The organism is Nocardioides sp. NPDC047086 (assembly GCF_040643685.1).
GTDB lineage: Bacteria > Actinomycetota > Actinomycetes > Propionibacteriales > Nocardioidaceae > Nocardioides.
This window is the reverse complement of sequence record NZ_JBEYUV010000010.1, coordinates 1-14,169: the sequence shown is the minus strand read 5'-3', so window position 1 is coordinate 14,169 and position 14,169 is coordinate 1. Positions and strand designations below refer to the sequence as shown.

13 protein-coding genes are annotated in these 14,169 nt (G+C 71.6%); all 13 read left to right on the top strand.

Annotated elements, in window-relative coordinates; genetic code table 11:
- Positions 1 to 62 precede the first annotated feature (62 nt).
- On the top strand, positions 63 to 1,100 hold the full coding sequence (locus ABZ796_RS09800) for a substrate-binding domain-containing protein (protein ID WP_357336514.1): 1,038 nt from the start codon (positions 63 to 65) through the stop codon (positions 1,098 to 1,100).
- Positions 1,101 to 1,200: 100 nt separating this feature from the next.
- Positions 1,201 to 2,376, top strand: a complete 1,176-nt coding sequence (locus tag ABZ796_RS09795; protein ID WP_357336513.1) for a Gfo/Idh/MocA family oxidoreductase — start codon at positions 1,201 to 1,203, stop codon at positions 2,374 to 2,376.
- 66 nt (positions 2,377 to 2,442) lie between these two features.
- Positions 2,443 to 3,258 carry a ThuA domain-containing protein gene (locus ABZ796_RS09790; RefSeq protein ID WP_357336512.1) on the top strand — a complete coding sequence of 272 codons (816 nt, stop codon included), beginning with the start codon at positions 2,443 to 2,445 and terminating at the stop codon, positions 3,256 to 3,258.
- Positions 3,255 to 4,418: an inositol-3-phosphate synthase gene (locus ABZ796_RS09785; protein WP_357336511.1), complete on the top strand. Its 1,164-nt coding sequence runs from the start codon at positions 3,255 to 3,257 to the stop codon at positions 4,416 to 4,418. The genes ABZ796_RS09790 and ABZ796_RS09785 overlap by 4 nt, the downstream gene beginning before the upstream one ends.
- Positions 4,415 to 5,263, top strand: a complete 849-nt coding sequence (locus ABZ796_RS09780; RefSeq protein ID WP_357336509.1) for an SCO3242 family prenyltransferase — start codon at positions 4,415 to 4,417, stop codon at positions 5,261 to 5,263. Before ABZ796_RS09785 ends, ABZ796_RS09780 begins: the two co-directional genes overlap by 4 nt.
- A complete protein-coding gene (locus tag ABZ796_RS09775) occupies positions 5,260 to 6,138 on the top strand; it encodes a sugar phosphate isomerase/epimerase family protein (protein WP_357336508.1) in 879 nt (292 codons plus the stop codon). The genes ABZ796_RS09780 and ABZ796_RS09775 overlap by 4 nt, the downstream gene beginning before the upstream one ends.
- On the top strand, positions 6,135 to 6,887 hold the full coding sequence (locus ABZ796_RS09770) for an EboA domain-containing protein (protein ID WP_357336506.1): 753 nt from the start codon (positions 6,135 to 6,137) through the stop codon (positions 6,885 to 6,887). Before ABZ796_RS09775 ends, ABZ796_RS09770 begins: the two co-directional genes overlap by 4 nt.
- Complete coding sequence (locus ABZ796_RS09765; RefSeq protein ID WP_357336505.1) at positions 6,887 to 7,741, top strand: TatD family hydrolase; 855 nt, start codon at positions 6,887 to 6,889, stop codon at positions 7,739 to 7,741. The genes ABZ796_RS09770 and ABZ796_RS09765 overlap by 1 nt, the downstream gene beginning before the upstream one ends.
- On the top strand, positions 7,738 to 8,922 hold the full coding sequence (gene eboE, locus ABZ796_RS09760; RefSeq protein WP_357336504.1) for a metabolite traffic protein EboE: 1,185 nt from the start codon (positions 7,738 to 7,740) through the stop codon (positions 8,920 to 8,922). Before ABZ796_RS09765 ends, eboE begins: the two co-directional genes overlap by 4 nt.
- Positions 8,919 to 10,289 (top strand): nucleotide pyrophosphatase/phosphodiesterase family protein, encoded by a 1,371-nt coding sequence (locus ABZ796_RS09755; RefSeq protein ID WP_357336503.1) that lies wholly within the window; start codon positions 8,919 to 8,921, stop codon positions 10,287 to 10,289. The genes eboE and ABZ796_RS09755 overlap by 4 nt, the downstream gene beginning before the upstream one ends.
- A 29-nt stretch (positions 10,290 to 10,318) precedes the next feature.
- Positions 10,319 to 11,326 carry a sugar phosphate isomerase/epimerase family protein gene (locus ABZ796_RS09750; RefSeq protein WP_357336502.1) on the top strand — a complete coding sequence of 336 codons (1,008 nt, stop codon included), beginning with the start codon at positions 10,319 to 10,321 and terminating at the stop codon, positions 11,324 to 11,326.
- A gap of 31 nt (positions 11,327 to 11,357) precedes the next feature.
- Positions 11,358 to 12,314, top strand: a complete 957-nt coding sequence (locus ABZ796_RS09745; protein ID WP_357336501.1) for a sugar phosphate isomerase/epimerase — start codon at positions 11,358 to 11,360, stop codon at positions 12,312 to 12,314.
- A gap of 175 nt (positions 12,315 to 12,489) precedes the next feature.
- Positions 12,490 to 14,058, top strand: coding sequence for a glycosyltransferase (locus ABZ796_RS09740; RefSeq protein ID WP_357336500.1), 1,569 nt, complete (start codon positions 12,490 to 12,492; stop codon positions 14,056 to 14,058).
- Positions 14,059 to 14,169: the final 111 nt, after the last annotated feature.

Genomic DNA, 14,169 nt, shown 5'->3' with positions numbered 1-14,169 from the left:
CTACGTCCTCGGCTCTCGGACTCAACCCTTCTCCACCCTCGAACGATCTAGGAGCACTTCCCATGAAACTGAAGTCCACAGCAAGAATCGTCGTCGCCGGCCTCTCGGTGCTCGCCCTCTCCGCCTGCATCAGCAACACGCCCGAGAAGTCCGAGAACGTCGGTGGCACCTCCAACGCCGAGGCCGGCTCCAACGACGAGAAGGGCGACACCGTCGTCATCGGCTTCTCGGCCCCCGCCGCCGACCACGGCTGGATGGGTGCGATCAGCGACCAGGCCAAGGCGGCCGCCGATGCCTACGAGGACGTCGACCTGCGCCTGGCCGAGGGCACCAACGACGTCAGCCTGCAGATCAGCCAGGTCGAGACCTTCATCAACGACAAGGTCGACGCCATCGTGCTGCTGCCCTTCGACGGCGCCGCGATGACGCCGGTCGCGCTCAAGGCGATGGAGGCCGGCATCCCGGTCATCAACGTCGACCGCGAGTTCAACGACCCCAACGCCGCCCGGGTCACCGTGCTCGGCGACAACTACGGCATGGGTGTCTCGGCCGGTGAGTACGTCTGTGGGCAGGCCGACGGCAAGACGGACGCCGTCGTCGCCGAGATCGCCGGCATCGACTCGCTTCCCCTGACCCAGGACCGCAGCCAGGGCTTCAAGGACGCGCTGGGTAAGTGTGGCCTCGACGTCGACAACCGGGTCGCCGCCGACTTCACCGTCGAGGGCGGCGAGAAGGCGGCCTCCAACCTGCTCCAGGCCGCGCCGAAGATCGACCTCCTGTGGAACCACGACGACGACCAGGGCGTCGGCGTCCTGGCGGCGATCAACAACGCCGGCCGCGACGAGTTCACCATGGTCGGCGGCGCCGGCTCGGCCAACGCGATGCGCGAGATCGAGTCGGACAAGGGCGTCCTCAAGGCGACGGTCATCTACCCCTCCACCCAGGCCGCCGACGGCATCAAGCTCGCCCGGCTCCTGGCGCAGGACAAGGCCATGTCCGACCTGGTCGAGGTGACCGTGCCGCGCACCATCCAGCTGGACGCGCCGGTCGTCACCAAGGAGAACGTGGACGAGTTCCTGCCCACGGCCTTCGAGTCCTGACCGGCCCGACAGGCCAAGCAGGGCCAGGTAGAGCCAGACCGCAAGGTCGCTCCGCGCTCGGGCGCGGAGCGACACCACCGAAACACAGGATCGAGTTCCGATGACCGAGCAGAAAGCCACGCTCGGTGTGGGGATGATCGGCTACGCCTTCATGGGTGCCGTCCACTCCCACGCCTGGCGCAGTGCCCACCGCTTCTTCGACCTTCCCCTGACCCCGCGGATGCAGGTCCTCTGCGGCCGTGACGCGACTCGCGTGGCCGAGGCCGCGGCCCGGTTCGGCTGGGAGGAGAGCGTCACCGACTGGCGCGACGTGATCGCCCGCGACGACGTCGACCTGGTCGACGTGTGCACGCCCGGCGACACCCACGCCGAGATCGCGATCGCCGCGCTCGAGGCCGGCAAGCACGTGCTGTGCGAGAAGCCGCTGGCCAACAGCGTGGCCGAGGCCGAGCGGATGGCCGCGGCCGCCGCGGTGGCCGCGGAACGAGGCGTACGGGCGATGGTGGGGTTCACCTACCGCCGGGTGCCCGCGATCGCGCTGGCCCGGAAGCTGGTCGCCGACGGTCGCCTCGGGGAGCTCCACCATGTGCGTGCGCAGTACCTCCAGGACTGGCTGGCCGACCCCGAGGCCCCGCTGAGCTGGCGTCTGGACAAGGCCAAGGCCGGCTCGGGCGCGCTCGGCGACATCGGTGCCCACATCATCGACCTGACCCAGCACATCACCGGCGACCGGATCCTGGAGGTCTCCGGGATGCTGGAGACGTTCGTCAAGGAGCGCCCCGTCGCCGAGAGCTCCTCCGGGCTCTCCGCCACCGCCGGGGCCGATCGCGGCCCGGTCACCGTCGACGACGCCGCGCTCTTCCTGGCGCGCTTCGCCGGGGGAGCGGTCGGCTCCTTCGAGGCGACCCGCTTCGCCACCGGCCGCAAGAACGCGATCCGGATCGAGATCAACGGGTCGAAGGGCAGCCTGGCCTTCGACTTCGAGGACATGAACGTCCTGCACTTCCACGACGGGACCATCCCGGACGCCGAGGGCGGCTTCCGCCGGATCGTGGTCACCGAGCCCGAGCACCCGTGGGTGGCCGGCTGGTGGCCCCCGGGCCACGGCCTCGGCTACGAGCACGGCTTCACCCACCAGGTCGTCGACCTCGTCCGGGCGCTCGGCGAGGGTGCCGAGCCGGAGCCGACGTTCGCCGACGGGCTCCAGGTGCAGCGGGTCCTCGCCGCGGTCGAGACCAGCTCCGACACCAGGACGTGGCAGGAGATTCCCACCTGACCCACCCGGGGCCGCTCGGCCGATTCCAGCCTGTTCAGACCGTTGAGCACAGAAGGGATACGCATCATGAAGCACGGATCAAGAAGGTTCCGGACACTCATCGCGGCGATCGGGCTGGTGGCGGTGGCCGCCATGGCCCCGGGCCTGTCACCGGCCGCGAGCGCCGACCGCCCCGGCGGGGGCGGGGAGGCGCGGCCGTACGACGTCCTGGTGTTCTCCAAGACCGCCGGGTTCCGGCACGGCTCCATCCCTGACGGCATCGCGGCGATCCAGAGGCTGGGGGCCGAGAACGGCTTCACTGTGACCGCCACCGAGGACCCGGCGGTGTTCAACGACACCGACCTGGCGGCGTACGAGGCGGTGCTGTGGCTCTCCACCACCGGCGATGTGCTGGATGCCGGGCAGCAGGCGGCGTTCGAGCGCTACATCCAGCACGGTGGGGGCTATGTGGGGGTCCACGCAGCCTCCGACACCGAGTACGACTGGCCCTGGTACGGCGGCCTCGTCGGTGCCTACTTCGCCGGTCACCCCGCCCAGCAGACCGCGACGGTGAAGGTGCACGGGCACAACACCGCGGCGACCGCGGGGCTGCCGAAGCGGTGGACACGCTGGGACGAGTGGTACAGCTTCCGCGACCGTCCGGCCGACTCGATCCGGGTCCTCGCCGACCTCGACGAGCGCAGCTACGACCCGGGCCCGTTCGCCATGGGAAACCCGCACCCGATCGCCTGGTGCCACCGCTACGACGGCGGCCGGGCCTTCTACACCGGCATGGGCCACACCTCGGAGTCGTTCACCGAGCCGGAGTTCCTCTCCCACGTGCTCGGCGGCATCCAGATGGTCGCCGGGGTCGCGCGGTTCCGCTGCGAGGGAGACCGATGAGCGGGCGGGTCGGGCTCTGGTTGGTCGGCGCCTGCGGCTCGGTGGGGGTCACGACGACGGTCGGCGCGCTGGCCGTCCGGGCAGGGCTCGCCGGGCGGGTAGGGCTGGTCGCTGAACAGCCTGAGATCGCCGCTGCCGGGCTGCCCTCCCTCGACGACCTGGTGATCGGCGGACACGATCTGGCGGGTGAGCACCTGGCCAAGCGGGCCGAGCGGCTCGCCGCGGGCGGGGTCGTCCCCGCCGGGATCCTGCCGGCGATCGCGTCCGAGCTGGAGGAGGTCGAGGGGCGGCTGCGTACGGGCTATGACCCGGCGGGGACCGAGCCGCAAGGTGTCGCGGTCGAGCGGTTGACCGCCGACCTCGTGGCCTTCCGCGAGGAGCACCGGCTCGAGCGCGTGGTCGTGGTGGACGTGGCGAGCACCGAGCCGCCGGCCGAGATCGTGGCCGGCGGGCCGCTCGCCGACCCCGACGCCCTCGACGCCGCGCTGGCCGCGGGGGAGTCGCCGCTGCCAGCCAGCTCCGTCTACGTCCTGGCGGCCTATCGGGCCGGCTGCCCGGTGGTCTCGTTCACGCCCAGTCCCGGGCCGCGGCTGCCCGTGCTCGTCACGCTCGCCGAGCGGGCCGGGCTCCCCTGGGCGGGCTCGGACGGCAAGACCGGGGAGACGCTGCTGAAGTCGGCGCTGGCGCCGATGTTCTCGACGCGGGCGCTGCAGGTCAACGCCTGGGCTTCGTACAACATGCTCGGAGGCGGGGACGGCGCCACGCTCGCCGACCCGGCCAACGCGCAGAGCAAGCTCGCCACCAAGGCCCAGGGGCTGGAGGCGATGCTCGGTCACCCGGTGGAGGGGCCGATGCACATCGACTACGTCCCCGACCACGGCGACTGGAAGACCGCCATCGACCACGTCTCCTTCGAGGGTTTCCTCGGGGTGCGGATGTCGCTGCAGTTCACCTGGAGCGGCTGCGACTCGGCGCTGGCGGCGCCTCTGGTGCTCGACCTGGCCCGGCTCGTCCTGCGGGCCGTCGAGGTGGGGGAGTCGGGACCGCTTCCGTTCGGGTTCTTCTTCAAGGACCCGGCGGGCTCCACCGAGCACCGACTCGGTACGCAGTGGGAAGAGCTGATCGCATGGTGCGACCGGGTCGGCCGGGTGGGCGCATGACGTCTCGTGCCCGAGCCTTCGCCGAGCTGGTCCGGCTGCCGGCGGCCCTCACCGTCCCGGGCGACACCCTGGCCGGTGCGGCCGCGGCCGGTCCGCTGGGGGCCCGCGCGGTGGCGATGCCGGCTGCCTCGGTGGCGCTCTACTGGGCCGGGATGGCGCTCAACGACTGGGCCGACCGCGACCTCGACGCCGTCGAGCGCCCCGAGCGGCCGATCCCGTCGGGCCGGGTCGGCCCGCGGCAGGCGCTGGGGGTGGCCGTCGGGCTGACCGCGGCCGGTGTCGGCCTGGCCGCTCTCGCCGGAGGGCGTCCGGCCGCGGTGACGGCGGCGGCGCTGGCCGGGACGGTGTGGGCCTATGACACCGTCCTCAAGGACACCGCGGCCGGGCCGGTCGCGATGGCCGCGGCCCGAGGCCTCGACGTGCTCCTCGGGGCCAGCGCGAGCGGACGTACGCGGGCCGGGCTGGTGCCGGCCGGTCTCCTCGCCGCCCACACCGCCGGGGTCACCCTGCTCAGCCGGGGTGAGGTCCACGGCACCCGGCCCCTCACCGCGAGCCTCGCCGGTGGCGTCACGGTCGCGACCGCTGCCGCGGCCGCCGGCCACGGACGGGCGGCGCTCCCGGTCGCCCTCGCCGCGACGTACGCACACAGCGTCGGCTCCGCGCAGCTCGCCGCGGTCTCCTCGCCGGATGCCGGTACGGTCCGGCGGGCCACCGGCGCCGGGATCCGCGGCATGATCCCGCTCCAGGCCGCGCTCGTCGCCCGTCGCTCGCCGCTGGCCGCGGTCGCGCTGCTGGCCGCCGGCCCGATCGTCAAGGCCGCCTCGAAGGTGGTGTCACCGACATGAGCACGACGAGCACCTTGCGGTTCGGCTACGGCACCAACGGCATGCACAGCCACCGGCTCGAGGACGCGCTCAGCGTCCTGGCCGACCTGGGCTACGACGGGGTCGCCCTGACCCTCGACCACCTCCACCTGGACCCCTATCGGCCGAACCTGGCGAGCCGCGTCGCCCAGATCGGCCGCCGGCTGGACGAGCTCGGGCTGTCGGTCGTCGTCGAGACGGGTGCCCGCTACATCCTCGACCCGCTCCGCAAGCACCACCCGACCCTGCTCCACCCCGGCCCCGAGGCGAGCCGTCGCGTCGACTATCTGCACCGGGCCGTCGAGGTGGCCGCCGACCTCGGCGCCGAGGCGGTCTCCTTCTGGTCGGGCAGCCTGCCCGACGGCGTGGACGCGGACCGGGCCTGGGGACGCCTGTGCGACGGGGTGTGGCAGGTCCTCGACCTGGCGAGCCGCCGCGGTGTCGTGTGCGCCGTCGAGCCCGAGCCCGGGCACTTCGTCGACACCCTCGACGCCGTGCTCGAGCTGCGCCGGCGCCTCGACGACCCGGAGCTGCTGCGGGTCACCCTCGACCTCGGTCATGTGGTCTGCAACGAGCCGCGGGGGATGGCCGAGACCATCCGCCGGGCCGGTCCGCTGCTGGCCAACGTGCAGGTCGACGACATGGTCGAAGGCGTCCACGAGCACCTGGAGCTGGGCACCGGCGAGGTCGACTTCGTCGCCGCGCTCGGCACCCTCGTCGAGATCGGCTACACCGGGCTCGCCGCGCTCGAGCTGCCCCGCCAGTCCCACGCCGCCCCGGTCGTCGCCGAGCGCTCGCTGGCGTTCCTGCGCGACACGCTCGCGGGGGTATCCGGATCCGTGGAGGTGCGGTCATGAGCAGGCCTTCGGAAGGTGAACGTGTTGGTCTCGACACGCCTCCGCCTAGCGGCTCCGGCGGCTCGACCAGCGATGCCCCCGTCGGTCGAGGGCCACTTCGTTCAGACCCTCGCGCCAGCGAGCGTGTCGAGACCAACACGGTTGCCGACGAGCGGGCACTCGACCAGTGGTGCGCCGAGATCGAGGCCGAGCCCACCCGGATCCGGACCCGTTTCCCGGCTGCGGCGCGCGAGATCGGCCGCAGCCCAGGCACGGCTACCGAGCCGGGGGAGGAGCGGGTCGAGGACGACGTACGCGTGAGCCTGCTGCAGGCGCTCGGCCGCGGTCTCGCCGCTGACGCCGACACGTTGAGCACCGAGGTGCACGACCTCTACCGCTTCGGCGACGCCGACGAGCGGCGGGCGGTCCTGCTCGGCCTCGGCCACCTCGAGGATGCGCTCGGCGACCGCGCGGTCGACCTGCTCCACGACGCGCTGCGCACCAACGACCCGCGGCTGGTGGCAGCCGCCCTGGGGACGTACGCCGCTCGTCTCGATCCCGCCGCATGGCGCCAGGCCGTCCTCAAGTGCCTCTTCGTCGGCGTACCTCTTCGTCTGGTGGCCGGCCTCGACGGGCCGGCCGGGTCCGACGAGGAGCTGCGCCGGATGGTCGCCGACTACGCCGCCGAGCGGCGCGCGGTCGGCCGCGAGGTGCCCGCCGACGCGCTGCCCTTCCTGCCCGCCCCCACTGAGACCATCCGGGAGTCCTGATGCGCATCTTCGACCCGCACATCCACATGAGCTCGCGTACGACCGACGACTACGAGGCGATGGCGGCCGCCGGCGTCCAGGCCCTGGTCGAGCCGGCGTTCTGGCTCGGGCAGCCGCGGACCAGCGTCGACTCGTTCGTCGACTACTTCGACGCGCTGGTCGGCTGGGAGCGGTTCCGGGCCTCACAGTTCGGGATCGCCCACCACTGCACGATCGCGCTCAACCCGAAGGAGGCCAACGACCCGCGCTGCACGCCTGTGCTCGACCTGCTGCCGCGCTACCTCGCCAAGGACGGGGTCGTCGCGGTCGGCGAGGTGGGCTTCGACTCGATGACCGAGGAGGAGGAGAAGGCCTTCAGCCGCCAGTTGGAGCTCGCCCGCGAGTTCGCGCTGCCGGCGCTGGTGCACACGCCCCACCGCGACAAGCTGGCCGGGACCCGCCGCACGCTCGACCTCGTCGAGGCGGCCGGGATCGAGCCCGGGATGGTCGTCGTCGACCACCTCAACGAGGTGACCGTCGACGTCGTCGACGAGGCGGGCGCCTGGATGGGCTTCTCGATCTACCCCGACACCAAGATGGACCCCGACCGGATGGTCGCCATCCTCCAGCGCCGTGGTCTCGACCGGGTGCTGGTCAACTCCGCCGCGGACTGGGGGAAGAGCGACCCGCTGCGCACCCGGGCGACCGGCGAGGCGATGCTGGCGGCCGGCTTCACCGAGGACGACGTGGACCGGGTCCTGTGGCGCAACCCGGTGGAGTTCTTCGGTCAGAGCGGGCGGCTGCTGCTCGACGTACCCGCCGCCGAGCAGGGCGCGACCTTCGCCGGCAACTCGCTGCTGCGCGGTGAGCGATGAGGTTCCGGCACCGTGACGGCACGGTCGTCCACCTCGGCTACTGCAGCAACGTGCACCCGGCCGAGGACGTCGACGGCATCCTCGACCAGCTGCGCCGCTACGCCGGCGAGGTGCGGGCCCGGCTCGGCGTACAGCGGCTCGGTCTCGGTCTGTGGCTGCCCGCGGCGACCGCGCACGAGCTCGCCGGTGACCCGGCCACCCTCGACCGGCTCCGCGCCGGCCTGGACCGCCACGGCCTGGAGGTCGTCACCCTCAACGCCTTCCCGTACGCAGGTTTCCATGCCCCGGTCGTGAAGCGTGACGTCTACTCCCCGGACTGGTCGACCCGGCGCCGCCTCGACTACACCCTCGACTGCGCCCGGGTGCTGGCGGCGCTGCTGCCCGACGACGCCTCCCGCGGCAGCATCTCGACCCTCCCGCTGGGCTGGCGCACCCCCTGGTTCACCGACCGGGACCGGGCCGCCCGAGAGCTGATCGTGGAGCTGGCCGACGGGCTGGCCGGCATCGAGGCCGAGCACGGCCGGCCGGTGCGGGTCGGGTTCGAGCCCGAGCCGGGCTGCGTCGTGGAGACCACCCGGGACGCGGTGACCCGGCTCGCCGGACTCGCCCCGGAGCATCTCGGCATCTGCGTCGACACCTGCCACCTCGCCACCCAGTTCGAGGACGCCACCGAGGCGCTCGACCGGCTGCAGGTGGCCGGGCTGCCGGTGGTCAAGGTCCAGGTCTCCGCGGCCCTGCACGCCGACGACCCGAGCGACCCGGCGACGCGGGAGGCCCTGGCCTCCTACTCCGAGGACCGCTTCCTCCACCAGACCCGTGAGCCCCGCGGGGCGCGGGTGGACAGCCGCGACGACCTGCCCGAGGCGCTCGGTGGCCATCGCCCGCTGCCGGCCGAGCATCCGTGGCGGGTGCACTTCCACGTACCTCTCCACGCCGACCCGGCCCCGCCGCTGCGCAGCACCCGCGACCACCTCGCGGGCACGCTCGACGCGCTCCTCGGCGGCCCGGTGGCGCACACCGACCATCTCGAGGTCGAGACCTACACCTGGGGGGTCCTGCCCGAGCAGGTCCGCCCGGACGGGGACGCCGGCCTGGTCGCGGGTATCGCGGCCGAGCTGGCCTGGACACGCGACCGGCTGCTCGAGTCCGGTCTGGAACAGCTGCAGGAGGCTTCGGCATGAGCGAGAACCCGAACGAGAAGCTGCTGGTCATCGACGTGGTCGGGATGACCCCCGAGCTGCTCCGGCACATGCCGCGGGTGCGGCAGGTGGGGGAGTCGGGGTTCACCGCCGAGCTGGGCACCGTGCTGCCCGCGGTCACCTGCTCGGTCCAGTCGACCTTCCTGACCGGTGCGCTGCCGCGCGAGCACGGCATCGTCGGCAACGGCTGGTACTTCCGCGACCTCGGCGAGGTGCTCCTGTGGCGCCAGCACAACGCGCTGGTCCAGGGTGAGAAGCTCTGGGACGTCGTCCGCCGACGGCGTCCCGGCGCGAAGGTCGCCAACATCTGCTGGTGGTACGCCATGGGCGCCGACGTCGACACCACCATCACCCCACGCCCGGCCTACCACGCCGACGGCAAGAAGTCGCCAGACTGCTGGACCTGGCCGCCCGAGCTCCACGACACCCTCACCGAGGAGCTCGGCCCGTTCCCGCTGTTCACCTACTGGGGGCCGACCGCCTCGATCAAGAGCTCGGCATGGATCGTCGCGGCCGCCCGCAAGGTCATGCCCGACCACGACCTCACCCTGGTCTACGTCCCGCACCTCGACTACGACCTGCAGCGGTTCGGCCCCGACAGCCCGCAGGCCGCCCAGGCCGCCCGCGACGTCGACGCCACCTTGGCGCCGCTGCTCGACGACGCCGAGGCCGCAGGTGTCCGCGTCGTGCTGCTCAGCGAGTACGGCATCACCCGCGCCACCCGGCCGGTCGACGTCAACCGGCTGCTGCGCCGCGAAGGCCTCCTGCACGTCCATCACAACGCCACCGGCGAGCTCCTCGACCCGTGGACCTCGCGGGCCTTCGCGGTCGCCGACCACCAGATCGCCCACGTCTACGTCAAGGACCCTGCCGACGTGGACCGGGTGCGCGACCTGCTGCAGGGTCTCGACGGTGTGGCCGAGGTGCTCGACCGCGCCGGCCAGGCGGCGTACGGACTCGACCACGAGCGCGCCGGCGAGCTCGTCGTGGTGGCCGAGCCGGATGCCTGGTTCACCTATTACTACTGGCTCGACGACGCGAACGCGCCCGACTTCGCCCGCGGCGTCGAGATCCACAAGAAGCCCGGCTACGACCCCGCCGAGCTGTTCCTCGACCCCGAGGACCGCTGGGTCAAGCTGCGTGCCGCCACCACGCTGGCCCGCAAGACGGCCGGGCTGCGCTACGCCATGAGCGTGGTGCCGCTCGATCCCGCCCCGGTCTCCGGCAGCCACGGCCGCCTGCCCGACGACCCCGAGCACGGGCCGGTGCTCGTCTGCTCCGACGCCTCCGTCAAGCGCGACCGGTTCGAGGCCACCGAGGTCCGCGACCTGCTCGCCTCCCTGCTCTGAACCCTCTGACCCCACGTGGAAGGACAACCATGACCCGACCGATCACGCTCTTCACCGGCCAGTGGGCCGATCTGCCGTTCGAGGAGGTCTGCCGCCTCGCCTCCGAATGGGGCTACGACGGCCTCGAGATCGCCTGCTGGGGCGACCACCTCGATCCCTGGCAGGCCGCCGAGGACGAGACGTACGTCCGGGCGAAGCTGGACCTGCTGGCCAAGCACAACCTGCAGGTCTTCGCGATCTCCAACCACCTCAAGGGGCAGGCGGTCTGCGACGACCCGATCGACCAGCGCCACCAGGACATCCTGCCCGCCAAGATCTGGGGCGACGGCGACCCCGAGGGCGTACGTCAGCGGGCCGCCGAGGAAATGAAGATGACCGCCCGGGCGGCCAAGAACCTCGGCGTCAAGACCGTCGTCGGCTTCACCGGCTCCTCGATCTGGAAGTACGTCGCGATGTTCCCGCCCGTCTCCCAGGAGATGGTCGAGGCCGGCTACCAGGACTTCGCCGACCGGTGGAACCCGATCCTCGACGTCTTCGACGAGTGCGGGGTGCGCTTCGCCCACGAGGTGCACCCGTCCGAGATCGCCTACGACTACTGGTCGACCGTCGCGACGCTGGAGGCGATCGGCCACCGGGAGGCGTTCGGCCTCAACTGGGACCCCAGCCACATGGTGTGGCAGCAGGTCGACCCGGTCGGGTTCCTGTGGGACTTCCGCGACCGGATCTACCACGTGGACTGCAAGGACACGAAGCTGCAGACCGGCAACGGCCGCAACGCCCGGCTCGGCTCCCACCTCGCCTGGGCCGACCCGCGCCGCGGCTGGGACTTCGTCTCCACCGGCCACGGCGACGTGCCGTGGGAGCAGTGCTTCCGGATGCTCAACTCCATCGGCTACGACGGCCCCATCTCGATCGAGTGGGAGGACGCCGGCATGGACCGTCTCATCGGTGCCCCCGAGGCGCTCGAGTTCGTCCGCCGGCTCGCCTTCGACGCCCCCGAGGCGTCCTTCGACGCGGCGTTCTCGACCGCCGACTGACCTGCTACACCCAAGAAGAAGGAGTTACCTGATGTGTTTTGGATTCGACGGTGACGGTGCGCTGCAGCGCTCACTCGAAGCGCGCGGCCTCAGCCGGCGCTCCCTCCTCCGCGGCGCCGCCGCGGGTGCTGCCGCTCTCGGGGTCAGCGGTGCGCTGGCGGCGCCGGCACAGGCCGCCGCCAGCTCCGGACGTGGGCACGGCGGTCGCCGGGTCCCGGCCGACAAGATCAGCATCCAGCTCTACACGCTGCGGTCGGTCATGACCGGAGCCGGCGTCGACGCGACGCTGACGAAGCTGGCGCAGATCGGCTACGACCGCGTCGAGCTGGCCGGTCTCTACGGGCGCACCGCCGAGGACATCCGAGGCGTCCTCGACGGGCTCGGGATCCGCTCCAACTCCAGCCACGACGGGCTGAGCAGCAGCTTCGCGGCGTTGGAGACCAAGTTCGACAACTCCGAGACCCTCGGGGTCCGCTATCTCAACGTGCCCTACCTGGCCTCCAGCTCGCTCTCCGACTGGCAGGCCTGGGCCGACCAGATGAACAACGAGGCGGCGGCGGCCAAGCGGCGCGGCTTCCGCTACGGCTACCACAACCACGCCCACGAGTTCACCACCGATCTCGGTGGGGGAGTCACGCCCTGGGACGTGTTCATGCGCGAGCTCGACCCGGCGTACGTCCACCTCGAGGTGGACCTCTACTGGGCCGTCACCGGCGGCGTGAACCTGGGTATGTCCAGCGACGAGGCGATCGACTTCGCGATCGACGTCGTCGACCGGGCCCCGCTCGAGGTCCGCCAGTACCACGTCAAGGACCGCAACGAGGCCACCGGCGACCACGTCGACCTCGGCACCGGCTTCATCGACTTCTCCAAGATCTTCCGCGCCCACCAGGTCGAGGACTACATCGTGGAGAACGACACCCCCGACGTCACCCCGATCCAGACCGCGGAGGTGGGCTACTCCTACCTGCGTCGCCTGCGCTTCTGACGTACGCCACGCCGGACTCGGCAGCCGCCCCACCCCTCCCTCCGGGGCGGCTGCCGTCGCCCTTCAGAGACTTGGTGAACCCTCTGAGAAGTTGAGATGACGACCATCCCCCAAACGGTCGCGCGCCCCGTGTCGGGCCCCGCGAACCTTCGGTGAGGGTCATAGGCTGGAGACCATGCCATCGCCCCGGGTATCGCTGATCACCGCTGTCTACAACCCGCCCGCCGATGCCTTCGAGGACACGATCGCGTCGGTTCTCGGTCAGACCCACGAGGACTGGGAGTGGGTCCTCAGCGACGACCGCTCGCCGGCTCCCTGGGTGCTGCCACGGCTGCGAGAGCTGGCCGCGCAGGAGCCGCGGGTGCGCATCGTGGAGCGTGCGGAGAACGGCGGGATCGTGGCCGCCTCGAACTCCTCCCTGGCCGAGGCGAGCGGCGAGCTGATCGCTCTGCTCGACCACGACGACGTGCTCGAGCCGAACGCCCTCGCGAAGATGGTCGCCGCCTACGACCGGTTCGACGACCTGGACTACGCCTACAGCGACCAGGACCTGATGAGCGACGCGGGGGAGCTCCGCGACGCCTACTACAAGCCCGACTGGTCCCCGGAGCGGCTGCGCCACCACAACTACTGCACCCACTTCTCGGTGTTTCGCCGTTCGGTCGTGGAGGAGGTCGGCGGCTTCCAGGAGGGCTTCGACGGCTCCCAGGACCACGATCTGGTACTGCGGGTCAGCGAGCGCGCGCGGCGCATCGTCCACGTCCCCGGCGCGCTCTACCACTGGCGCCAGGTGCCGGGCTCCGCAGCCGCGGACAACCAGGCCAAGCCGTACGCATGGGACGCCGGCGTACGCGCCGTGCAGGCCCATCTCGACCGCCTCGGGATCCGGGCCACGGCCTCGCACGGCGTCTCGCCCGGGCTCTACCGCGTCGAGCGGGAGCCCGACCTGGACACCCCGGTCAGCGTGATCATCCCGACCATCGGCACCAGTGCGATCGTGTGGGGCGAGAAGCGCGCGATGGTCGTGGAGACCGTCCGCTCGGTGCTCGCCTCGACCAAGCACCGCAACGTCGAGTTCGTGATCGTCTACGACACCCCGACCCCGGCGCCGGTGCTGGCGGCGCTGCGGGCGATCGAGGGCGCCGACATCAAGCTCGTCGAGTTCACCGAGAAGTTCAGCTTCAGCGCCAAGTGCAACGTCGGCGCCGCCCACGCGACCGGTGACGTCCTGGTGTTCCTCAACGACGACATGGAGGCCTACTCCGAGGGCGTCATCGAGAACCTGATCGCGCCGCTGCGTGAGCCGGACGTCGGGATGACCGGCCCCAAGCTCCTCTTCGAGGACTTCCGCATCCAGCACGCCGGGCTGGTCTACGGCAGCGGCACCATCACCCACGCCTACTACCGGGCCCGCCCCGAGGAGCGGGGCAACCACGGCGAGCTGCACATCAACCGGGAGACCTCCGCGCTGACCGGCGCCTGCGTCGCGATGCGGCGCGAGGTCTTCTTCGAGGCCGGTGGCTTCAGCGAACGGCTGCCGGTCAACTACAACGACGTCGACCTGTGCCTCAAGGTGCGTCGCTCACTGGGCCTGCGCCTGGTCTGGCTCCACGACGTGACCCTGTTCCACTTCGAGTCCGTCAGCCGCGACAACGCGGTCCACGACTGGGAGAAGGACTTCATCAACAACCGCTGGGGCAACTACAAGCACGTACGCGAGGGCTACTCCAACGGCGTCCGCTGACCCTGGCCCGCCCGTCGCCGCCCAAATTTCCGCCGAGTCGAAGGACGGCGAGACCAGGGCGGGACTTCGACCGGCTCTGGTTGGCGACGGCGACGAGCCAGGCGGGGTCGA

Excerpts from the sequence above, each read along its gene's own strand:
- ABZ796_RS09800 (WP_357336514.1), top strand. The coding sequence starts at position 63 with ATGAAACTGAAGTCCACAGCAAGAATCGTCGTCGCCGGCCTCTCGGTG.
- ABZ796_RS09795 (WP_357336513.1), top strand. The coding sequence starts at position 1,201 with ATGACCGAGCAGAAAGCCACGCTCGGTGTGGGGATGATCGGCTACGCC.
- ABZ796_RS09790 (WP_357336512.1), top strand. The coding sequence starts at position 2,443 with ATGAAGCACGGATCAAGAAGGTTCCGGACACTCATCGCGGCGATCGGG.
- ABZ796_RS09785 (WP_357336511.1), top strand. The coding sequence starts at position 3,255 with ATGAGCGGGCGGGTCGGGCTCTGGTTGGTCGGCGCCTGCGGCTCGGTG.
- ABZ796_RS09780 (WP_357336509.1), top strand. The coding sequence starts at position 4,415 with ATGACGTCTCGTGCCCGAGCCTTCGCCGAGCTGGTCCGGCTGCCGGCG.
- ABZ796_RS09775 (WP_357336508.1), top strand. The coding sequence starts at position 5,260 with ATGAGCACGACGAGCACCTTGCGGTTCGGCTACGGCACCAACGGCATG.
- ABZ796_RS09770 (WP_357336506.1), top strand. The coding sequence starts at position 6,135 with ATGAGCAGGCCTTCGGAAGGTGAACGTGTTGGTCTCGACACGCCTCCG.
- ABZ796_RS09765 (WP_357336505.1), top strand. The coding sequence starts at position 6,887 with ATGCGCATCTTCGACCCGCACATCCACATGAGCTCGCGTACGACCGAC.
- eboE (WP_357336504.1), top strand. The coding sequence starts at position 7,738 with ATGAGGTTCCGGCACCGTGACGGCACGGTCGTCCACCTCGGCTACTGC.
- ABZ796_RS09755 (WP_357336503.1), top strand. The coding sequence starts at position 8,919 with ATGAGCGAGAACCCGAACGAGAAGCTGCTGGTCATCGACGTGGTCGGG.
- ABZ796_RS09750 (WP_357336502.1), top strand. The coding sequence starts at position 10,319 with ATGACCCGACCGATCACGCTCTTCACCGGCCAGTGGGCCGATCTGCCG.
- ABZ796_RS09745 (WP_357336501.1), top strand. The coding sequence starts at position 11,358 with ATGTGTTTTGGATTCGACGGTGACGGTGCGCTGCAGCGCTCACTCGAA.
- ABZ796_RS09740 (WP_357336500.1), top strand. The coding sequence starts at position 12,490 with ATGCCATCGCCCCGGGTATCGCTGATCACCGCTGTCTACAACCCGCCC.